This window comes from Halomonas sp. WWR20, assembly GCF_054602495.1.
Window position 1 is genome coordinate 527,601 of the sequence record NZ_JBTRHR010000001.1, and the last position, 21,517, is coordinate 549,117.

Sequence of the window (21,517 nt, forward strand, 5' to 3'; positions counted from 1 at the left end):
GGCTGACTTGTTAGGAGGTGCCTTGTCCGTCCCGCGCAAGCCCCACCCCTGCGTGTACCTGGATGGAGAGGTCGTCGCGGCGGCAGAAGCTCTGCTGCCGATAACGACCCAAGCGTTCAATTACGGCACCGCCGTTTTCGAGGGCATTCGCGCTTATGTCACCGGCAATGGCGAACTGAATGTCTTCAGACTGGATGATCACCTGAAACGGCTGGAGAGTTCAGCCACGCTCCTGCAATTGGACCTGCCGCGACGCCCGGCGATAAAGGCAATCATTCTCGATCTGCTGCGGCGTAACCAAGCTTCGACCGACAGCTACATTAGACCGATGGCCTACAAGAAGGCGTTGATGCCCGGCTTCGGTTTTGGCGTCAAACTAACCGGCGTCAGCACTGGTCTAGCAATCAATACCCTAGCCATGGGGACCTACATGCCTGCAGACGGCATTCGTTGTGCCGTTTCGAGTTGGCGGCGTATTCCCGATTTCTCACTCCCTGCACGGGCAAAAATCACCGGCAGCTATGCAAATTCGGCATTGGCCATGGAGTCGGCGCAGCGCATTGGGTGTGATGACGCATTGATGCTGAATGTGCATGGCAACCTGGCTGAATCGACAACTTCCAACGTCTTTGTCGTAAAAGATGGCCACCTTATCACTCCACCATTGAGTGCCCACATTCTCGAAGGAATTACACGCGATACGGTCATTACCCTAGCCAGAGACGACCTGGGGCTGAAGGTCATCGAGCGGGATATCTCGTTTTCCGAACTATTTTCGGTCGACGAATGTTTCCTGTCCGGTACGGGCGTTGAGGTCGTGCCAGTCACACAAATCGACCACTTCCAACTACAAGAAAGTGGCGTGGGGGAAATAAGTACTGCAATCAGGACGCTCTACTTGGAGACCGTAAAAGGTCTGAATACTAAATATGCACATTGGCTGACCCCGGTATCCAATTAATCACACTGGAGGCTCGTGACTATGGACAGCAGATTCCTGAATTTGGGTATTGGCGATTGGCGCGATGTCATCATTCACACATTGGGGCCCAGCGGAACCAGCAGTGAAGCCGCCGCCGGATTCTTCGCCGAATGGTTCGAGCAACGATATCCCGGCTCACGTGTGCAGCTCAAACTCAGTGATTCCTACGAGCATGCCCGTTCCAGCATGGAAGAAGACACCCCAGCGGGGTTGCTCGTAGCCAATGCCTATCCAGAAATTCACAACTTCTACATGGCACCGCAACTAAGCCTGGTCGCAACCTTCGTATTCGACACGCCTTTGTACGGGTTGGTGAGCAAGGGACCATTGACTACCAGCAAGCTAACCGTCGCAACCCATCCAGCGCCGAGGCTCTTGATCGAGGAGTTATTGCCCCAGTGGTTGGAAGTCGATTCCGTGACCCTCACGCTTTCCACCAGTGCCGCCGCAGCCGCGGTCGCCAGGGGCGAGGTGGATGTGGCACTGACCACGGAAGTGGCGGCCAACATCCATGGTTTGCATTTCATCTCCAACACCCGTCCGATCAGAATGCTCTGGTCTGTCTTCGCGCGCGCCCGCTGGAGCACGCGGCTGGCCGAGGCCAGTCCGTGCAGGTCAAGCACGGAGCCGGCCCTGATCAGACTGCTATTGGACTAGCCTTGGAGGTCATGATGCCCAACTTGAAACTACACACAATCGACTCGGCACCGGAAAAAAGTAAAGCGCTACTCCAGAGTTCGATCGACAACTTTGGCTGGATTCCCAACCAGAGTGCCTATATGTCGGAGTCACCGTCATTATTAGCGGCCTATCAGCGAGCGCATGATTTGTTCATTGACAGCTCGTTGAACGAAGAAGAAAAAGCCGTTGTATGGATAACCTGCGGTGTCGAAAACAACTGCGCTTATACGGTTCAGGCTCATGCCTTCATTGCCCTAGCCAAAGGCGTGGGAGCGCGCGTGGTCGACGCCATTGCTCATAACCCAGCCAGTCTCGACGCTCGGCTGCGGGCGCTGCACAATTTCACTCTGCAAGTGATTCACTGCCGCGGTCGCGTGGAAAAGCAGGCAATTGATGCCGTCCTGCAGGCTGGTTTCAGCAAACAGAATATGTTGGACGTGATTCTAGGAGTTTCACAGAAGAACATGTCGACCATCTTAAACAGTATCGCCGGCACGGAAATCGATGATCGCTTTAAGTGGGATGCCTTTCGAGGAATCAAGCAGAGGGGCGAGGCTTGAATGATGCTTCACGTGGATGGCGATTCGGTCAGGAAACTCTTGGATTTCAAACTAGGTCTCTGGCTTAGCGAGGAAGCGTTCAGGCTGCACTCCTCGAATCAGGTAGAGCAGCCGCTGCGTACAATCGTCAGAGGAGGCGAAAACGAGCTGATGGGAGTCATGCCTGCCTACATCAAATCCGGCCCCTACCAGGGATTCGGTGTGAAATCGGTGGTAGTTAGGCTGGGGACCGAGATTCGTGGCCCGTCTCATATGGGAAGCGTCCTGATCTATGACGAACCCGGAGCATCTCCGGTGGTTGCAGTAGATGCCGGGGCGATCACTGAAATCCGTACAGCGGCAGCTTCGGCATACGCGACGAGCATTCTTGCGGCGCCCAGCACCAGCCGCCTAGCCATTCTGGGCACGGGCTTACAGGCCCGCGCCCATCTCCTGGCAATGCAGGCCGTCAGGCCGATCAAACAACTTTCTGTATGGGGACGCACCGAAGCCGCCCGCCAAGAATTTGCCGCTTGGAGCAAGCGCTACTGCGATTTTCCGATCTCGACTCACGCCACGGTGGCCAAGGCCGTGCACGACAGCGATGTCATCTGCACAACCACAGCGGCCCGCTCGCCCATCCTGACCCGTGCTGATCTGCCCGCATGTTGTCACATCAACGCAATTGGCTCTTCAGCTCTCGGCTTTCAAGAACTACACGAAGATATATATGAGCACAGCGCCTTGTTCACAGATTGCAACCTTTCGGTACTTGCCTCATCCGAATGCGTGATCAAGGCCGTTCAGAAAGGTCTGTTGCCTGCGCAAGAGGTCGGGATAGAAATCGGCATTCTCCATGCCAATCGCGCGCTGATTAGTGAACGAAGCGTGAGCATCTTCAAGTCGGTCGGATTGGCAGTCCAAGATTTGGTCTTCTCCCGTGAGGCCATAAGGCGATGCCTCTCCACATACCGCTGACACCTATAACCATTTTCATTAGGACCGTGACATGCTCGATCTAACACAGGTGTTTTCCTATTCGGTGGCGCTGGGCATCGCTGCTGCCGTTCCCGGTCCGGGTTTGGCCGCTCTGATCGCTCGTAGCGTCGGTGGTGGTACCTTGTCGGGCTTTTGCCTGCTGCTCGGCTTGATCCTTGGCGATCTGATCTATCTGTCTTTTGCAGTCTTTGGCCTGGCGATGGTCGCCGAGCACTTCAACGCACTGTTTGAGGTAGTGCGCTGGGGAGCAGCGCTGTATCTCTGCTATCTGGCTTGGCAGTTCTGGTTCGCTAATCATCAAACGGTAGAAGTGGGTAAGTCGACGAAAAAGAGGGAGCTCCTATCGGCTGCACTATCTGGGCTGACCATTACGTTGGGCAACCCGAAGACCATCGCTTTCTACCTAGCGATCTTGCCGCTGGTCATTGACCTACGGGCGGTTTCGTTACAAACCTGGGCGGTGGTGCTAGTGCCCCTTACCGTCCTGGTGTTATTGAGCGTTGGCGCGCTGTTCATTGTCGCTGCAGTGCGTGTCCGGCATCTGCTGTCCAGCCCGCGAGCTCAACAGCACTTGTTCCGTGGCGCGGCGATGATCATGGTGGCTGCGGCAGCTTCCATGCTGCGTCGCTGAGGTGGATAACTGAAGTGGTCCAATTGGAGCGGATATCCCGACAAGCCTCATATAAGGGCGGTAGAGGTGTTCATAACCAAGAAGACGCGACGTCGGTTTTCCGAAGAATTCAAGGCGGATGCGGTGAGCCTGGTGACTGACCAGGGGTATTCCATATCCGAAGCCGCCCGGCGCCTGGGGGTGGAACGCAGCGTGCTGGATCGTTGGTGCCGTAAGTATCGTCAGCGGGTATCCGATGCCCCGAGCCAGTAAGAAGAGGATCGTGACGCCGAGATCAAGAGGCTCCGCGAAGAAGTCCATAAGCTTCAGGTTAAAAATGATATTTAAAAAAAGGCGACGGTCAGAATGCCGCATCACTTTTTCGCCAAAGAGTCGAGCTGAGGTTCCAGTTCGTCGAGTCGGAGAAGGCCGCCTATCCCGTGGCCGTGCTGTGTCGGGTCATGCAGGTCAGCCGGAGTGGGTTCTATGCCTGGCGACGGCGTGGCCCTGATGACCATCGTCAGGCCCTGCATCGTGAGGTCAAAAGGATTCATTGCCAGAAGCGTAGCAGCTACGGCAGTCGACGCATGGCCAGAGAGCTATGCCGCCGCAGATACGACATCGGTCGCTACGCCTGTGTAGGAAGCGGCATAGAGGCACAGCAACGACGCATTGGCGTAATACGACCGACAGTCAGCACACCTTGCCGGTGGCACCCAACCTGCTGAACCGCCAGTTCATTGTGGCAGTACCAAACCAGGCCTGGGTGGCCAATATCACATCGATCTGGACACTGGAAGGCTGGCTCTATCTAGCGGCGATCCTCGACCTTCATGACCGGCAACTCGTAGGCTGGGCAATGGCGGACCACCTGCGCACGCAGCTGGTGCTTGATACTTTAGAAATGACCATGGGTCGCCGGAAGCCCTAGAGAGGGCTGCTACATCATAGTGACCGCGGCAGTCAGTACGCGTCGTATGAATACAGATCCATGCTGGTTCGGCAAGGGTTCCAGGTCTCGATGAGTCGCAAGGGGAACTGTTGGGTAACGCCGTCATGGAGCGCCTCTTCGGCTCACTGAAAAGCGAGTGACTGGCCAGCGATACGGGAGCCGTCAGGTAGCACGGCGAGACGTGATCGAATACATCGAGATGGAGTACAACAGTTGCCGACTTCACTCGACCCGGGGCTACTAGACGCCGAGGGAACTCGAAATGGCAAATGCGGCTTGAGAACATGTCCTCTCTGACTTGACTAAAACATTTCTCCGTCGTCGGGCCTTGCGCCCGGCGGTGTTTCGTCTCCCCCCGCCACGCCAACCGAAGCTTGCGCTTGGATCAAAATGCCTTCCCGCAACAGAAATAGACTTCTACCACGTTGGTAGTACCTCTTCTGAGTAAGGCATTCATAAGGATCAGTAACATGCGCAAATCCCTCCTCGCCTCTACGTTAACCTTGTCATCAGTAGCCAAGCTCTCGCCTACGGTGCCGGTGATATCTTCACCCGCGTCGGTGTTGCCAAGGTTTCGCCGAAAAGCGACAACGGCACTCTGAATGGAGGGATCGATGTCGACGTACAGGATGATCGGGGTTTGCCATCACTTTCATGGGCGCCCTCAGCTTCCGCTTCTAACGCACCGGCCTTCATTCAGACGCCAAGGCTGGGACCTTGGCGTCGTGCAAAGCAACGCCCAACGTCCTCAACGGGGCGTATGACACGATAATCCGAGCATGGCCAACGTGTCTTCGCATAGGCCTTCCACCGTCTCTACCCGCATTAATCGTGCATGGTACTCGCTTGAAAGGAAGGGCTGCCCTGCCAATAGATGTGTCAGGTATTCCTGGGCAGGTTTCAAAGCCGGCAGGGTCAGGGCCGGCAGGGCGATATAAACCCAGGCCGGTATATCGCCTTCCACCGACTGTACCGGCAACAGCTCGCGTGCGTAATCGCGCGGATGCCCCTCGAAAGGATCCATGCGCCGAATCTGTGCGTCCTCCATCAACTCATAAAGCACGCCCTCTACCCGCGAGCCGGCCTGCGGCATGATATTGGCGTGAGCAATGCCCGGAACGCGAGAGGCCTTGTTAAAGCTCAACCGATAACCTTCGAGCGTACCTTTCATCGCACGGTAGGTCGCCCCGATACGGGCCGCGACACGTTCGGGATTCATGTTGCTGCCGTAAGCGAAGTAATAGGTCATTCAGGCCTCGGTGATTACGCGATCGATCTCGGCAATGGCGCTGACTACGGTCACCCGTGCGCTGGGCGAGGCCCCCTGTAGCCAGGCTTCAGCAGCGGGGGCGACATCGCATTTCGCCGGTAACGGCGCGTTAGCGTCGATCAACGCCTCCAACCTGGGAATAAAGACATACCTTAGCCACTGAGGCAGCTCCATGGTATCCACACAAAACGGCTCGCGGCTGTCGAAGGCGGCGGCCGTCGGTGAGGGGAAGCGCCAGAGATCCGCGCTCTTCAGCGTGGCCTCCAACCGTTCCAATGCCTGGGAAAGTTCGGTATGTGCGCTCATGAAAGTCTCCTCTATCTCATCATTTGTTAATCATTATCCCGTGCAACTCAAGGCCTGGCCACCGACTCGCGTTACTCGTGTCCCTTCATCCCCGTTGCACCACGCCACATGGCAATTCACAGAAACCTTGCAAGAGCGTGTGGATAACCTATGGAAAAGCCTCACAAGCCTCGATAGCCCGGCGGCTTCAGATGATTGCTTATTTTTTAACCACAACTTCACCGAGGAAACTAGGCTCATATTCAAGCTTAGAAGACCAGAAAAATCCCGGGGCAGGCGCTGGAATGCCTACCCGCGTCAGGTTACAGTGCGCGGCCCGATACGGAGAGAGTCTATGCAACCGATCCTCACGCTGACTGATTTTTTCACACGTACCGGGGCCGAGGTACGTTTTTACGACATGGGGCGACGCGTGGCCCCTTTTGACGCCACGCGACTGGCCGAGTTCGAGCGCGGCGAACTACCGTGGCCCCTACCCTGGCAAGGACAAGCCCGCTTCGCCTGCGTGTTTCGCCTTGGTCATGACGAGATGGAGCCACTGATCTGGTTTCTGGCTCTGCCACTCGACGAGGAAGGACGGCTCAGCCCGGCGTCACGCGATGCGTTTGTCAGTCGCCTGATCGAGACGCTGGGCCATACGGCAGAGCGTGTAGATCAGCAGCAAAACGGCGTCATGGATAACTTGATGAAGGATAATCCGCTGGCCTTCACTCCTGAGCTGACGCAGCAGGCTATGCTCCATGCACGGGCCTCTCTTGATCTGGCACGTCCCGCTAGCCAGCATTACGAGATGGCCGAGGCCTACCTGACGGGAGCCCAGCAGGTGGATTGGCAGTTTCTCGGCCTGCAGGGGATCGCCGACTTCGTGGTGCGCCATGATGCCGAGCACGCCGACATTCTGGCCCAGCGTTTGGCGGAACTGCCAGTCGAGGTATTACGCCCGCTCTGCTACTGTATGGAGCATACCGGGCCCTCGGAAATGCTGGGCAGCGCACTACGCAAGCGCGGCGAGCACGCTTGCCGGGAAGGCGACATGGAAACCTTTCATGCCATCGTGCGTACATTGGGGGCCTGTCAGGCGCCCCTGGCGGGGCAATGGTATGATCGGCTACTGGAAGAGGAACGCAGTGTGAGCGCAGACCTGCTTATCGCCATTGCCGCACGCGGCTGGGAACACCTGGAGCATCCCCAGCGTCTGCCGCGCTTCTTGTCACGACTTGCCGAGTGCTCGCAAATCAATTTTGCGGTACTGGTGCGTGACCTGGCGCTCATCCCGCGCCTGCGTCTGCCCGTATTGATGATACTGCGCCACGCCGAACCAGCGTCCCCCATAGGACAACGTCTGACCGAACTGAGTCGATAAACGATGAAAGCATTGCCCTATCAGGCCAAAGCCGTGATCGGTCGCCGCGAGATGGTCACACTCCCCGAGCTGAACCTGACGCTATGCTGCAAGGTGGATACCGGTGCAAGAACCTCAGCGCTGCACGCCGAACATATCGAACCTTTCGAACAGGAGGGCTACCTGTGGGTCAGCTTCGTTACCCACATCGGCGGTACCGATACCCCGGCGCATGAAGTCCGCCTGCCACTGCATGACAGGCGCAAGGTCAGAAGCTCCAATGGCCATGAGCAGTGGCGCTATGTGATTCGCACCCGCATGCTACTCGGCGGACTCGATTATCCCGTGGAACTCACCCTGACCGACCGGCGTAGCATGCGTCACCCCATGCTGCTGGGCCGGCGCGCCATGCGCCGCTTGCTGGTCGCACCGGGAGCCGCTTTCCTGCATGGCGAGCCGTAATGCTTCGCTTGGCGATGAGGAGGAGGCAGGTTGTCGAACCTCGCCCTCCACATTCGGCCCACCTGCCTGTGCTAATCCAAAGTTGCCTTACAGCCCAAGAAGCGATCTAGGACGCGCCACATGGCATCGACTAGCGCCTCACTTTGACACGTCTATCGCACCTTTTTCGAATCATGGGAGAGCTACATGCAAATCGGCATCCTGTCGCGCAACCGTAATCTTTACTCCACCCGACGGCTGGTCGAAGCCGCGGAACAGCGCGGCCATAGTGCTCGCGTCATCGATACGCTGCGCTGTTACATGAACATTGCCTCGCATCGTCCCTCGATCCATTACAAGGGCCAGGAGATAGAGCCTTTCGATGCGATCGTGCCGCGTATCGGCGCCTCGGTCACTTTCTATGGATGCGCGGTCCTGCGCCAGTTCGAGATGATGGGCACCTACGTGCTGAACGATTCGGTAGGCATCACTCGCTCGCGCGACAAGCTTCGCTCGCTTCAACTGCTATCACGCAAGGGGCTGGGGCTGCCCATCACCGGTTTTGCCCATTCGCCCGACGACATTCCCGATCTGATCAAGATGGTCCGGGGCGCACCGCTTGTCATCAAGCTGCTCGAGGGCACCCAGGGCATCGGCGTGGTGCTGGCCGAAACCAATCAGGCCGCGGAATCGGTCATCCAGGCCTTCATGGGCATGAAAGCCAACATCATGGTTCAGGAATACATCAAGGAAGCCAAAGGCGCCGATATTCGCTGCTTCGTGATCGGCGATAAGGTCGTCGCCTCGATGAAGCGTCAGGCGGCGGAAGGCGAGTTCCGCTCCAACCTGCACCGAGGTGGCAGTGCCAGTGTTATCCGCATTACGCCGGAAGAGCGCTCTACGGCCATACGTGCCGCCAAGGCCATGGGACTTCTCGTCGCAGGCGTCGACCTGCTACGTTCCAACCATGGCCCCGTCATCATGGAGGTCAACTCGTCTCCGGGTCTGCAGGGTATCGAAACGGCCACCGGTAAGGACATTGCGGGGCTTATCGTCGAACATCTGGAAAAGAACGCCCATACGCCACGCAAATCGCCACCCCCTAAGCCCAAGGGATAAAGATCTGCGATGCAAAATGCAGGAGGATAATAACTCTGGAAAAATATCTTGCCGCCGGGGTAGCAAAACAGCGTTTCCACACGCACAATTTGTGTCACCGGAGGAGGTGACCGCCCATGTTTCTCGATAATCGCCAGGTGGCGATGGATAGCGTTCTGGAAGCGCTAGCCGATAGCCTCGACTACTTTCAGGATAATCTCGAACGCCTGCGCCCTGCCCTGCGTGATACGTTGAAGCCGTATTATGACGAGCGCGAGAGAACCCTGCGTGAAATCCAGGCCCTGGCCAAAGAACATCTCGATCTACTGCCGCGGGATGCGGATGTCGAACGTGACGATTACTTATGGCTCTGGAGTCGCATCAAGAGCTTCGTGGGCGATGACAGTCAGGTGTTGATCGGCGAACTGCTCGAACAGGAGCGTGTTTTGATGCAGGCGCTTGGCACGGCCTTCACCCATCCGTTACCCGACCCTATCGAACCGGCTCTTGAACAGTGCTGGAAGAATTGCCGTGGCCTGATTCGTGAGCTCAACCGCTTTCAGAGCCATAAGCAGCGGCGCTAAGCTAACGCTGGTCCGAAACGTCCGCTGCCGACGCAGGCAGTTGCACTGGCTCGAAAGGCCCCAGGAAGTGGGGTTCGCGCCCCCAAAGGTAAAGATCCCCCACCGTCGCGGCACGTGCCAGCCATTCCCGCAACCAGAGCTGCCAAGCCCCAGTCGCGGGTTTACCGGGTACCGCACATCCTTGTGCCTCGATGCCTACAGCGTCGGCAATGAACAATGCTCGAGGTAGATGCCACGCCTGCGAGATCAATAACACACGCCGCACCCCAAATACCTCCCGGGCCCTGACGATGCTGTCGAACGTGCTGAACCCCGCATAATCGAGCGTCATGGCGTCGTTGGGCACGTTGTATGTCCGCAGGTCGCGCCACATGGTGATCGGCTCGTTATAAAAGCGCGTACGATTGTCGCCGGATAACAGCAGGTGCTGTACACGCTGCAACCGCAACAACTGAGCCGCCGCGGCAATGCGCGCCGAAAAATAGGGATTGCGTCCACCGCCACGCAGCCCTCTGGCAGTACCGAAGACCAGCCCCACAGGCTCGGCGGCACACAGCGGCAAGTCCTGCTCGATACGGGTATGGGTCTTGGCGACGACCCAGAGGTTAATCGCCACTATGGCCAGGCCAACCACGAGCAATCCGCCGAACAGCATTTGTAATAGGCGCTTCATGACACGCCATATGCGAATCTTCACCCGTCGGGCCACTCCCAGCCATTTGCCCTGCCTCAGGGCTATTCACGACGCCACGAACGAAAGCAAGGACTAGGCTCGTATCCGGCATGCCAATGCGTTCAGCCCATTAGGCCATAAAGCAGAACTCACCGACACCGCGTGAAACGCCGTTATGCCGCAGGCAAACCTTCTGCACCGCGGCCCGACAAGTAACGCCGTGTATAGTGTCTTATGGTGTAGTGCTTCAGCCTAGCTTGGAGAAGGTCCTAGAACATTCCCAGCTCAAGACGGGCTTCCTCACTCATCATCTCCCGGCTCCAAGGTGGATCGAAGACCGTTTCGACATGCACCTTGGAAATCTGCGGGGCCCCCAGGATCTTGCGCCGAGCATCTTCGGCGATGACATCGCCCATGCCACAACCTGGCGCCGTCAGGGTCATGCGGATCGTCACGATCTTCTCACCGGACAGCAGGTGTTCGATACGGCACCCATACACCAGCCCCAGCTCGACGATATTGACTGGAATCTCGGGATCGTAGCATGTTCGCAACTGGTCCCAGATGAACTGCTCCAGCGCCTCTTCGCTGGCATTTTCGGGCAGGCTGGGCCGTGGCAGGGCCTCGAGCCCCAACGCGTCCAAGTTGTTTCCCTCAATCAGAAACAGACGGCCCTCGAACGCCACGCTGACCGTACTACCCTTGGCCTGCATGACGCTGACCGTGCTGTCTTCAACAAGCGTCACCACCTTGCCGAAGGGAATCGAAATCGCTTCAACATCGCGTTGCAGGGGCATCTGCTGCCCCTTGTGAAGACTTTCCAGTTGATCCATGCCGTCTCCGTTAACGCACCATCCCGATGACGCGGTTAAGCGCCTCGACAAATTGATCGATCTCTTCCGGGGTATTGTAGGCGGCAAACGATGCGCGGCAGGTCGCATCGACACCGAAATGCGCCAGCACCGGCTGTGCACAGTGATGCCCGGTGCGGATCGCCACGCCGAGCTGATCGATCAGCAAGCCGATATCCTGAGCGTGTGCCCCATCCACCACAAAGGACACCACGCCGGCCTTGTCGGGGGCGGTACCCAGAATCCGCAAACCGTCTATAGCGGACAGCTGCTCGGTGGCATGGGTCAGCAGGCGCTGCTCCCAGGCACTGATCAGATCGATGCCGATACCTTTGACCCAATCCAGCGCGACGCCCATGGCAATGACTTCGGCGATGGCCGGGGTGCCAGCCTCGAACTTGTGCGGGATAGTGTTGTAGAGCGTACCGCTGTCAAACGACACCGTACGGATCATTTCGCCACCGCCCTGCCAAGGCGGCATCGCCTCGAGCAATGCCGACTTGGCATAGAGCGCGCCCACCCCTGTCGGCCCATAGACCTTATGGCCCGAAAAAGCATAGAAGTCCGCGTCGATAGCCTGCACATCCACGCGCTGGTGGGGAACCGCCTGAGCCCCATCCACCAGGATCAACGCCCCGTTGGCATGCGCGACTTCCGCCATTTCGCCCACTGGATTCATTGTCCCCAAGGCATTGGAGACATGATTGACGCATACCAGCCGTGTTCGCTCGCTGAACAGATCCCCATAGGCCGTCTGATCGAGAACCCCACGTTCATCGACAGGGATAACCTTGATCACGATCCCCAACTGATCGGCCAGCAACTGCCAGGGCACGATATTGGAGTGATGTTCCATCAAGGAAATCAGCACTTCATCGCCGGCCTTCAGATTAGCCCGCCCCCAGCTGTTGGCGACCAGATTGATCGCCTCGGTCGTGCCCCGCGTGAATACGATTTCGCGGGTTTCCTCTGCGCCCAGTACGCCACGTACCTTTTCGCGAGTCCCTTCATAGGCCGCTGTCGCCTCGTCGGCGAGAGTATGCAACCCGCGATGGATATTGGCGTTGTAACGGCTATAGTAATCGCTGATCGACTCGATGACCGCCCGCGGCGTCTGACTGGTAGCCGCATTGTCGAGGTAGATCAGGGGTTTGCCATGCACTTGGCGCTCCAGGATAGGAAATTCCCGGCGTACCTGCGCCACGTCCAGCGTCAGATCGCTAAAGGCGGTCATGTTCAAGCCTCCTCTGCAACGTCGGCAGCTTCGACCAGTCCCGCCAGATTAAAGCGCTCGGGCAACTTGCCGGCCACGGCTCGTTCGACACGCTCAACGATCTCCGGCAGCGTTACCTGCTCCATGACTTCACCGGCAAATGCCAACGTCAGCAGTCCGCGGGCCATTTGCTTGCTGATACCGCGGGTACGCAGCGCATAGATCGCCTCTTCGTCGAGCTGACCCGTGGTGGTGCCGTGAGAGCACTTGACGTCATCGGCATAGATCTCGAGCTCTGGCTTGGTGTCGACCTCGGCGCGGTCGGACAGCAGCAGATTGGCATTGCTCTGGTACGCTTCGATCTGCTGACTGCCGCGTTTGACGATAACCTTGCCGTTGAAAACCCCGCGCGCACGGTCGCCGAGAATGCCCTTGTAGTTCTCATTGGAGAAGGTGCGCGGAGCATTGTGATTCACCAGCGTGTGGTTATCGATATGCTGCCGCCCCTGGCCGAAAAACAGGCCATTGTAGTTGGCTTCGGCGCCTTCGGCATTGAGATCCGCCACCAGATCGTTGCGCACTAACGCTCCGCCCAGGTTCAGGTTGAACGAGGCAAAGCGGCTGTCACGACTCTGATCGACATGGATGCTGGCCACATGCAGATCGTCGGTCGACGCCTCCTGCAGCTTGTAGTGCTTGAGTATCGCCCCGCGTTCCAGCAGCACTTCGGTAACCACGTTAGTGAAGTTGGCCGCCTCCGGCTCGCCGGCGTAGTGCTCGATCACTGTCGCCTCGCTACGCGCACCACCCACGATCAATACGCGGGGATGGCTCATTACCGGCACGCTATTCTTGCGCGACACGAAACACACATAGATCGGTGTCTCGATCACGGTTCCGGGCGCAAGACGCACCACGACACCTTCATTAGCGAAAGCAGTGTTGAGCGCGGTAAATGTGGAGAACTCAACACCTGCCAGCCGCCCCAACGCCCCGCCGACGGCCTCATGATTGGCTTGCATGGCGACCGAGAGCGGCTCGACACTGGCCCCCGCCGGTAAGCTGCCCAGGTCAGAAAGCTCTGCCGAGAAGATACCGTCGACAAACACCAGCCGATGCGCATGACTGGAAAGCTTCAGCTTCTCGAAGCTTTCCCGCTCAAGCTGTGCATCCTGGGCCAGAACGAAATCGTTCTGTGCGATACGGCGCACATCGGTGTACTTCCACGCCTCATCGCGCTGAGTGGGGAACCCCAACGCCTCGAAACGAGCAGCCCCGGCCTGACGGCGAGCCGCGACCCACGTCGGGTCGGAGGATCCGGGACGTTCGGCAAGGCGCTGCAGAAACATTTCCGGTGCACTCATGCCGCAGATTCCTCCAGTAGCCATTCATAACCACGAGCCTCGAGCTCGTGCGCCAGGTTTTTATCGCCCGTTTTGACGATGCGGCCATCGACCAACACATGCACCACGTCGGGCACGATATAGTCGAGCAGGCGCTGGTAGTGCGTCACCATCAGGATCGCGCGGTTGGCGTCACGCAGCGAGTTGACGCCCTCGGCCACGATTTTCATGGCGTCGATATCGAGTCCGGAATCGATCTCGTCGAGCATCGCCAGCTTAGGTTGCAGAACCAGCATCTGCAGGATCTCGTTGCGCTTTTTCTCACCGCCGGAAAACCCCTCGTTGACTGCGCGCTGCAGAAAGCTCGGGTCCATTTTCATGAAGGCCAGCTTTTCCTTGACCAGCTTCATGAAGGCCGGCGCCGGCATCTCACCTTCGCCACGCGCTTCGCGCTGGGCATTGAGTGCGGCTTTCAGCAGATAGATGTTCTTCACGCCCGGGATCTCGACAGGATACTGAAACCCCATCAGTAGACCGGCCTGGGCGCGTTCCTCGATTTCCATCTCGAGCACGTCGCGGCCTTCGAAAGTAATCGAGCCACTGACCACCTCGTAGCCCTCCTTGCCGGCAATGACTGCAGACAAGGTGGATTTGCCCGCCCCGTTGGGCCCCATGATGGCGTGAACCTCGCCCGACTTGATGGTCAGGCTCAATCCCTTGAGGATTTCCTTGCCTTCCACCGTAACGTGCAGATCTTTGACTTCGAGCATGTTAGTACCTTTGATCCGACGGGCCGCCTCCCAGGCGACCTCAATATTGAATTCCCGGCATATCCGGAGAAACGCACCGCGACAGCCGAACAGGCGCAACCTTAGCGCGCTTTCGCTGCTGGCTTACCCGACGGCGCCTTCCAGAGTGACGTTCAGCAACGCTTCCGCCTCTACCGCGAACTCCATCGGCAGCTCCTGGAAGACGTCCTTGCAGAAGCCATTGACGATCATGTTGACGGAGTCCTCCTCCGAAATGCCGCGCTGACGGCAGTAGAAGAGCTGGTCTTCCCCGATTTTCGACGTCGTCGCCTCATGTTCGAGCGTCGCGGTGCTATTGCCGATTTCCTGATACGGGAAAGTGTGCGCCCCACAACGATCACCGATGAGCAACGAATCACACTGGGTGAAATTACGCGCGCCCTTGGCTCGCGGCCCGATCTTGACCAGCCCGCGATAGGCCTGGTCGCTGTTGCCGGCCGCGATTCCCTTGGAGACGATGGTGGAGCGGGTACCTTCACCGATATGGATCATCTTGGTACCGGTATCCGCCTGCTGACGTCCATTGGTCACCGCGACAGAATAGAACTCGCCGACACTGTCCTTGCCGCGCAGCACGCAGGAAGGATACTTCCAGGTGATAGCGGAGCCGGTCTCGACCTGGGTCCAGCTGATCTTGGCGCGATCCCCACGGCAGTCGCCTCGCTTGGTGACGAAGTTGTAAATGCCACCCTTGCCATTCTCGTCACCGGGATACCAGTTCTGCACCGTGGAATACTTGATGTAGGCGTCTTCCAGCGCCACCAGCTCGACGACTGCCGCATGCAACTGGTTCTCGTCACGCATCGGTGCCGTGCAGCCTTCGAGATACGAGACCTGAGCCTGCTTCTCGCAGACGATCAAGGTCCGCTCGAACTGTCCGGTGTTGGCGGCATTGATCCGGAAGTAGGTAGATAGCTCCATCGGACAGGTCACGCCCTCCGGCACGTAGACGAAGGAGCCGTCTGTAAATACCGCCGAATTGAGCGCCGCGAAGAAATTGTCCGCCTTGGGCACTACCGTTCCCAGATACCGCCGTACCAGCTCGGGATATTCGCGAATCGCCTCGGAGATCGAGCAGAAGATAACCCCGGCTTCACCCAGCTTTTCCTTGAACGTCGTGGTGACCGAGACGGAATCGAACACGGCATCCACCGCCACACCCGCCAAAGCGGCCCGTTCGTGAAGGGGAATCCCCAGCTTTTCGTAGGTTTCAAGCAACTTGGGATCGACCTCGTCAAGGCTTTGCGGCTGATCCTCTTTCTTCTTGGGCGCGCTGTAATAGGAAATGCCCTGATAATCGATGGCAGGATAATTGAGATGCGCCCAGGAGGGCTCTTTCATCTTCAGCCATTGATGATAGGCATCCAGCCGCCATTCCAGCATCCATTCGGGCTCGCCCTTCTTCTCTGAAATAAACGCGATGACGCTTTCATCAAGGCCGGGCGGTACCGTATCGCTTTCGATGTCGGTCACGAATCCCTGCGTGTATTCGCGACGAACGAGCTGTTCCATTTCCTGACTTGCCATGGTTTTCCCCTCCCGGGCGGTATGCTGTCGAACAGGATACGCGGTCGATTCTCGGGCGCTTAGACCTTGGCCGAAGTGGCCAGCGTCACGCTCTGTATAGGTAGTTGCACGGGTAATTTGATCGGTGAGGCCTGGGCCAGATGGGCTAATGTCACGCTATCCAGCAGGGCGCGAATCGCTAACGACACACGCTGCCAATTGTCCGCCACACCGCAAGTCGCGACCAGGTCACATCCCCCGTCGGCGTGACTGCATTCAGTCACCGCAACAGGCCCCTCGATGGCGGCGATGATGTCGCTGGCGGTAATACGGCTGGCCGGGCGCGCCAAGCGGTAGCCGCCCAGCGAGCCGCGACGTGACTCCAGCAAACCTGCCCGAACCAGCATTTTGAGCGTCTTGCTTACCGTTGGGTAAGGTAGCTGCACTGCCTCGGAGAGTTCCGCGGCGGCATGCGCCTGCTCCGGATGACGTGCAATCTGGGCCATCACCACAGCGGCGTAATCGGTCAGCTTGGACAGCTTCAACATGCCTGCTCCACCATGTTGGATTCGGGACCATTTTAGTCCTATATGAGGCCCATGTGAAGCCTCGCGGCCTTGCAGCGCCATGGTCGGCACACCAGACAGCGATGAAGCACCACCAGGTTAAATAAAATTATTAAATATTAACAAAAAATAACCTTAATTAACTTTATTACTTGGGTCTATCGCTAACCCCTCACCACACTTAAGGAAAGAAAATATGTGAGCTTTTTACTCACTTACCGATGCAACTTATGCAAACTATTTCAGGCACGCGATGATGATAATGCCTCCTCGATGGATGTCATCCTTGCGTAGCCAACCCTCCCCTTCATAGAAAGCTTTTTACGCCCTTGGAGGAGCCTTCCATCGCACTTACACGCGTATGCACATTGCTCAACGGCACAATGACCCGCCATGGTTGCCAGCAGAATAAATGCGCCTATACTGCGGCTTTCAGCGTAGCCAAGCGGCTCAAGGTTCTTCGCCCCCAGGTGCAGGCAAAACCGAGCCAAGCAACTTCTGGCATGTGTAGTGACTTGTGCTAGCTTGATAGGCGCAGCCTCGTATCGCTTCCTCCTGAAGCAAATAGCCCATTTAAATGAGGAAAACGATCTAGGCATCATGTGATTATTGGCTAGCCAAGCGCAGTGTTTACCCCTGCACGTCAGCGGCACGACGCAAGCTGTTTTTAAGCAAATATCTACAGAAAGCGTATTAGGTTTTGTAATACAGGGTTCTCGACTTGAAGCTTACGTATGAATTCAGTAAGGTGAGGTTATACTTTCGACCAAGTCGATCACGCTTAGCCTTAAATAGGGAATAAAGGTTAACCAACAGGGAGGTTAGAGATGAGAATCACGATTTTTGGTACGGGTTATGTCGGGTTGGTGACCGGTACATGCCTGGCGGACGCGGGCCATGAAATCATGTGCGTGGATGTCGATGCCGACAAGGTGGCCCGTATCAAAGCGGGAGACATCCCCATCTATGAGCCGGGCCTGGAGCCGTTAGTAAAACGTAACGTCGAAGAAGGACGCCTGTTTTTCACTACCGATGCCGCAGAGGCGGTGGCATTCGGCACCTTACAGTTCATTGCTGTCGGCACGCCTCCCGATGAAGATGGAAGTGCTGACCTCAAATACGTGCTGTCCGTAGCGCGCACGATCGCCGAAAACATGCAGGACTACAAGCTGGTCATCGACAAGTCCACTGTGCCTGTCGGCACGGCAGACAAGGTCAGCGATGAAATACGCCAAAGCCTCAAGGCACGTGGCAGCGACCTCGAATTCGACGTCTGCTCAAACCCCGAGTTCCTGAAGGAAGGCTCCGCCGTCAAGGACTTCTCCCAGGGTGCGCGGATCATCGTTGGCACGGATTCAGACCGGGTCAAGCTACTGATGCGCGAATGCTACGCGCCTTACAACCGCCGTCAAGAAAAGCTGATGTTCATGGACGTGCGCAGCGCGGAGCTGACCAAGTACGCAGCCAACGCCATGCTCGCCACCAAGATCAGCTTCATGAACGAAGTCTCCAACCTTGCCGAGCGCCTGGGAGCAGATGTCGATCAGGTCCGTCGCGGTATCGGCAGCGACCCGCGTATCGGCTACGAATTCATCTACCCCGGCTGTGGCTATGGCGGTTCCTGCTTTCCCAAGGATGTCCAGGCTCTGTCGCGCACGGCCGGCCAGATCGGCTATGATGCCGAACTGCTCAATGCCGTGGAAGCCGTCAATCATCGCCAAAAAGCCACACTCTTCGGCAAACTTGCTCAAGCCTTTGACGGTGATCTGAAAGGCAAGACGATTGCCGTTTGGGGGCTGGCCTTCAAACCCAACACCGATGACATGCGCGAAGCTCCCAGCCGCACTCTCATGGAGGCGCTTTGGGCAGCCGGTGCCAAGGTCAAAGCCTACGACCCGGAAGCCATGGACGAATGTCGTCGCATCTATGGCGAGCGCGACGATCTGGACCTGGTCGAAAGCCGCAACGCCACCATCGAGGGCGCCGATGCGCTGGCAATCTGTACCGAGTGGAAGGCCTTTCGCACCGTGGATTTCGCTTGGCTCAAGAGCCAGCTTACCCTGCCGGTGATCGTGGATGGTCGTAACCTCTTCGAACCGCACAGTGTCAAAGCCGCTGGCCTGCTCTATTATGGAGTGGGGCGAGGCGACTCTCTAAACATGTCGCATGACAAGAGTCATAAGGCATCGACAGAGACAGCCTCGAGCGCTACGCAGCAAGCTGCTGGGGCCTGAGCGGCGGAGTGACACCGCCAGTCAGGAGGTGGAAGGCTTGAGGTCATCAGGCCTTCCATTCTCGAGGCAACGAATACGAAAGCGTTTAAGCCAGGTTTTCACGACACAAGGATGCGGTACTGAGCTGTTGTTTAGCTTCGTTACCGATATCGGACTCTGGTTTATATCCATGCACCGTTATGCAAATGACAGGATGTTATATGCACACACGGCATCTCTCCCATAAGCCATGCACGGGGAGACCAGTTCGGTTATCCCGCTTCGACCCTATAAACCGTAGGCCGCACGTTTCGGTGCCGTACATAGCGCTACCGGCTTGCCACTCAAGATAGTTATTAATGCAGAAACTGCAGCGTTAAAGTTAATTGCATCAATGAAAATACTTTAAATCGCACAACCAAGCTTGGCCGACATGACCATAGGCTAAAGCGCAGTTATGTATTTCGTCGTTACTGCTACAGCACTTCGATAGAGTTCTCGATTCGAGAGTGCCCATGTATCGCAGCGGTAATATGTCGCCATACTCTGGCCGAATTGAGGGGCAGAATACATGTCCGAACCACCCAACACACAAGCTCAGCCGACAAAGGCATCATGGGTGACAGAACTTGCGACTCTGTTATTCATGGCGGCACTGCTCATATTGTTGGTTTCCGGCCTCCCCCCGGAAGTCTTTTCTCCGCATTCCAAGAGCTTCATTCTGGCGATCGGTCTGATCGGAGCTTGGCGCTATTCATGGTGGCTGGTGCAGGCGGTCCGCTCCGTGTGGTACAACCGCCACGTATTTCCCAAGCTGCGCGCTCAGGCCAATGCGGCAGGCGCTACGCAAAAACCCGACGCTCTCTATATCTTGTGCACGTCCTACCGTATCGAATCCGAAGTCACTTTCGCCGCATATGATGCCTTGGTGAAAGATGCGGCGCATTATGCGGTGCCTACCACGATTTTTGCGGCCATTGCCGATCGCAGCGATGTCGATATCATCGATCATGTCATGTCGGAAAATCACTGGCCGAGCAATGTTGAAGTCCGTTACATGTTCCAGAAGGGCGACGGCAAGCGTTCGGCCATGGCTGAGGTGCTGCGTGCGATTTCACGCCGCATGCCCACACACCGTACGCTCGTGATCACCATGGATGGCGACATTCGTATCGAACCCGGTACGCTGTCGCGCTCGCTGTCCTTCTTTATGATGAAAGATGATCTCGGTGCCTTGACGACCAATAACAACTCCGTTGTCACCGGCAATGACGTCACCAAGGAGTGGTACGACCTACGCTACGCTCAACGCCATCTGGTGATGAGCTCCATGTCGCTCTCCGAGCGCTTGCTGGTACTGACGGGGCGCTACAGCGCCTTCCGCGCCGAGCTGGCGACGGACCCCGGCTTCATCGATCTGGTCGAGAACGATCACGTCGAGCACTGGCGCTTCGGTAACTTCAAATTCCTGTCCGGTGACGACAAGTCAACCTGGTTCTGGCTGCTCAAGAATGGCTGGAAAATGCTCTACATTCCCGATGTCTATGTGACCGGGTTTGAGGAGCTCCCCGAACGCAAGCGCTTCTTCAAGTCTTCCATGGACCTCATGCGGCGCTGGTTCGGCAACATGCTGCGCACCAGTGACCGGGCCATACAGCTGGGACCACGTTCCATGGGAATGTTCACATGGTGGAGCCTGGTCGATCAGCGTCTTTCCATGTGGACGACGCTGATCGGGCCTTCGGTCGCCATCATGCTCACCCTGTTCGTACGCCCGTCGTTCATTTTCGCCTACATGCTGTGGATCCTGTTTACGCGGAGTATGGCGACGATGGTCCTTGCCGCGCAACGTGGCCGTGTCAGCCTGCTATGGGTGCCATTGCTCTACTACAACCAGATCCTGGGCGCGGCGCTGAAAACCTACGTCAGCTTCCGGTTCAACCGCCAAAAGTGGTCACGTCAGGGCATCTCGGCCGGCGAGCCCGATGATCTCAAGGCAGCGCGTCGTCAGCGCCGCATGGGCCATCTGATGCATGGACTGTTCATGGGCACTTTACTGCTGATCCTGGCACTTTCCGTGGGCGTACTCGCACCGCCCGACAGGATATCCCTCGCCGCGATGCAGAAAGATGAAAGCCCGCTCGGCAACGAAGGAAGACAGGCGCATACCGACAGCTACTGGGTCGCTTTGGCCCTGAAAGATGCACCGAGAGGTGGCGAGGTACGCCTGCCGGCCGACACCATCACGCTCGATGCCGAGCTCACCGAGCATTTGGCTACGACCGATCAGGTACGGGCTGCCTGGTTGCGTGGCGCCGGCGCGACGCAGCTCACCGTCCTCGAGGTTACCCCCGAAATCGCCGAGACGATCACCGATGCGCGGGGTCGCTCTCTGGGTGATGGCGGCTCGCTCCGTTGCGAACGGCAAGCCGCCTGCAACATGCACGTCAAGCAGAGCCTCGTAAGGCTATCTGACATGGAAGTAAGGCTGCGTCACGAACCTTCTTTGTGACGCCCCCAGAACGAATTGGATTCAAGA

20 protein-coding genes and 1 pseudogene are annotated in these 21,517 nt (G+C 57.4%); 12 read left to right on the forward strand and 9 right to left on the reverse strand.

Annotated elements, in window-relative coordinates:
- The first annotated feature begins 22 nt into the window (after nucleotides 1-22).
- From ACW4DH_RS02485 to ACW4DH_RS02510, 6 genes and pseudogenes are all read left to right on the forward strand, one after another.
- Nucleotides 23-961, forward strand: coding sequence for a branched-chain amino acid transaminase (locus ACW4DH_RS02485; RefSeq protein ID WP_459634761.1), 939 nt, complete (start codon nucleotides 23-25; stop codon nucleotides 959-961).
- 21 nt (nucleotides 962-982) lie between these two features.
- Entirely contained in the window at nucleotides 983-1,639 is a 657-nt protein-coding gene (locus ACW4DH_RS02490) for a bacilysin biosynthesis protein BacA (RefSeq protein ID WP_459634762.1), read from the forward strand.
- 14 nt (nucleotides 1,640-1,653) lie between these two features.
- Nucleotides 1,654-2,223, forward strand: coding sequence for a carboxymuconolactone decarboxylase family protein (locus tag ACW4DH_RS02495; protein WP_459634763.1), 570 nt, complete (start codon nucleotides 1,654-1,656; stop codon nucleotides 2,221-2,223).
- Nucleotides 2,224-3,180 (forward strand): ornithine cyclodeaminase family protein, encoded by a 957-nt coding sequence (locus ACW4DH_RS02500; protein WP_459634764.1) that lies wholly within the window; start codon nucleotides 2,224-2,226, stop codon nucleotides 3,178-3,180. It begins immediately after the preceding gene.
- A gap of 31 nt (nucleotides 3,181-3,211) precedes the next feature.
- Entirely contained in the window at nucleotides 3,212-3,832 is a 621-nt protein-coding gene (locus ACW4DH_RS02505) for a LysE family translocator (protein WP_459634765.1), read from the forward strand.
- A gap of 72 nt (nucleotides 3,833-3,904) precedes the next feature.
- A pseudogene (locus ACW4DH_RS02510) lies at nucleotides 3,905-5,007 on the forward strand (IS3 family transposase).
- A gap of 504 nt (nucleotides 5,008-5,511) precedes the next feature.
- Here ACW4DH_RS02510 and ACW4DH_RS02515 read toward each other — a convergent pair.
- Both ACW4DH_RS02515 and ACW4DH_RS02520 read right to left on the reverse strand, forming a co-directional pair.
- Entirely contained in the window at nucleotides 5,512-6,012 is a 501-nt protein-coding gene (locus ACW4DH_RS02515) for a gamma-glutamylcyclotransferase family protein (RefSeq protein ID WP_459634766.1), read from the reverse strand.
- Nucleotides 6,013-6,339 (reverse strand): YqcC family protein, encoded by a 327-nt coding sequence (locus ACW4DH_RS02520; protein WP_459634767.1) that lies wholly within the window; start codon nucleotides 6,337-6,339, stop codon nucleotides 6,013-6,015.
- Nucleotides 6,340-6,673: 334 nt separating this feature from the next.
- Here ACW4DH_RS02520 and ACW4DH_RS02525 point away from each other — a divergent pair, with 334 nt between their 5' ends.
- The 4 genes from ACW4DH_RS02525 (at nucleotide 6,674) to ACW4DH_RS02540 (ending at nucleotide 9,804) form a co-directional block, all read left to right on the forward strand.
- On the forward strand, nucleotides 6,674-7,702 hold the full coding sequence (locus tag ACW4DH_RS02525) for a DUF3549 family protein (RefSeq protein WP_459634768.1): 1,029 nt from the start codon (nucleotides 6,674-6,676) through the stop codon (nucleotides 7,700-7,702).
- A 3-nt stretch (nucleotides 7,703-7,705) separates the two neighbouring features.
- Nucleotides 7,706-8,143, forward strand: a complete 438-nt coding sequence (locus ACW4DH_RS02530; RefSeq protein ID WP_459634769.1) for an ATP-dependent zinc protease family protein — start codon at nucleotides 7,706-7,708, stop codon at nucleotides 8,141-8,143.
- A gap of 186 nt (nucleotides 8,144-8,329) precedes the next feature.
- Nucleotides 8,330-9,241: a 30S ribosomal protein S6--L-glutamate ligase gene (gene rimK, locus ACW4DH_RS02535; protein ID WP_459634770.1), complete on the forward strand. Its 912-nt coding sequence runs from the start codon at nucleotides 8,330-8,332 to the stop codon at nucleotides 9,239-9,241.
- Between the two features lie 116 nt (nucleotides 9,242-9,357).
- On the forward strand, nucleotides 9,358-9,804 hold the full coding sequence (locus ACW4DH_RS02540; RefSeq protein ID WP_459634771.1) for a hypothetical protein: 447 nt from the start codon (nucleotides 9,358-9,360) through the stop codon (nucleotides 9,802-9,804).
- 1 nt (nucleotide 9,805) lies between these two features.
- Here ACW4DH_RS02540 and ACW4DH_RS02545 read toward each other — a convergent pair whose 3' ends face one another.
- The 7 genes from ACW4DH_RS02545 to ACW4DH_RS02575 form a co-directional block, all read right to left on the reverse strand.
- Complete coding sequence (locus ACW4DH_RS02545; protein ID WP_459634772.1) at nucleotides 9,806-10,477, reverse strand: SanA/YdcF family protein; 672 nt, start codon at nucleotides 10,475-10,477, stop codon at nucleotides 9,806-9,808.
- 269 nt (nucleotides 10,478-10,746) lie between these two features.
- On the reverse strand, nucleotides 10,747-11,310 hold the full coding sequence (gene sufT / locus ACW4DH_RS02550) for a putative Fe-S cluster assembly protein SufT (RefSeq protein ID WP_459634773.1): 564 nt from the start codon (nucleotides 11,308-11,310) through the stop codon (nucleotides 10,747-10,749).
- Nucleotides 11,311-11,320: 10 nt separating this feature from the next.
- Entirely contained in the window at nucleotides 11,321-12,562 is a 1,242-nt protein-coding gene (locus ACW4DH_RS02555; RefSeq protein WP_459634774.1) for a cysteine desulfurase, read from the reverse strand.
- A 2-nt stretch (nucleotides 12,563-12,564) separates the two neighbouring features.
- On the reverse strand, nucleotides 12,565-13,905 hold the full coding sequence (gene sufD, locus ACW4DH_RS02560; protein WP_459634775.1) for a Fe-S cluster assembly protein SufD: 1,341 nt from the start codon (nucleotides 13,903-13,905) through the stop codon (nucleotides 12,565-12,567).
- The gene (gene sufC / locus ACW4DH_RS02565; protein WP_459634776.1) at nucleotides 13,902-14,654 is read right to left on the reverse strand and encodes a Fe-S cluster assembly ATPase SufC; all 753 of its coding nucleotides are present in this window, start codon (nucleotides 14,652-14,654) and stop codon (nucleotides 13,902-13,904) included. The genes sufD and sufC overlap by 4 nt, the downstream gene beginning before the upstream one ends.
- A 123-nt stretch (nucleotides 14,655-14,777) precedes the next feature.
- Entirely contained in the window at nucleotides 14,778-16,220 is a 1,443-nt protein-coding gene (sufB, locus tag ACW4DH_RS02570; RefSeq protein ID WP_459634777.1) for a Fe-S cluster assembly protein SufB, read from the reverse strand.
- 59 nt (nucleotides 16,221-16,279) lie between these two features.
- The gene (locus ACW4DH_RS02575; protein WP_459634778.1) at nucleotides 16,280-16,747 is read right to left on the reverse strand and encodes an SUF system Fe-S cluster assembly regulator; all 468 of its coding nucleotides are present in this window, start codon (nucleotides 16,745-16,747) and stop codon (nucleotides 16,280-16,282) included.
- Nucleotides 16,748-17,592: 845 nt separating this feature from the next.
- Here ACW4DH_RS02575 and ACW4DH_RS02580 point away from each other — a divergent pair.
- Nucleotides 17,593-18,999: a UDP-glucose dehydrogenase family protein gene (locus ACW4DH_RS02580; protein ID WP_459634779.1), complete on the forward strand. Its 1,407-nt coding sequence runs from the start codon at nucleotides 17,593-17,595 to the stop codon at nucleotides 18,997-18,999.
- A gap of 598 nt (nucleotides 19,000-19,597) precedes the next feature.
- Nucleotides 19,598-21,490, forward strand: coding sequence for a glycosyltransferase (locus tag ACW4DH_RS02585; protein ID WP_459634780.1), 1,893 nt, complete (start codon nucleotides 19,598-19,600; stop codon nucleotides 21,488-21,490).
- Nucleotides 21,491-21,517 lie beyond the last annotated feature (27 nt).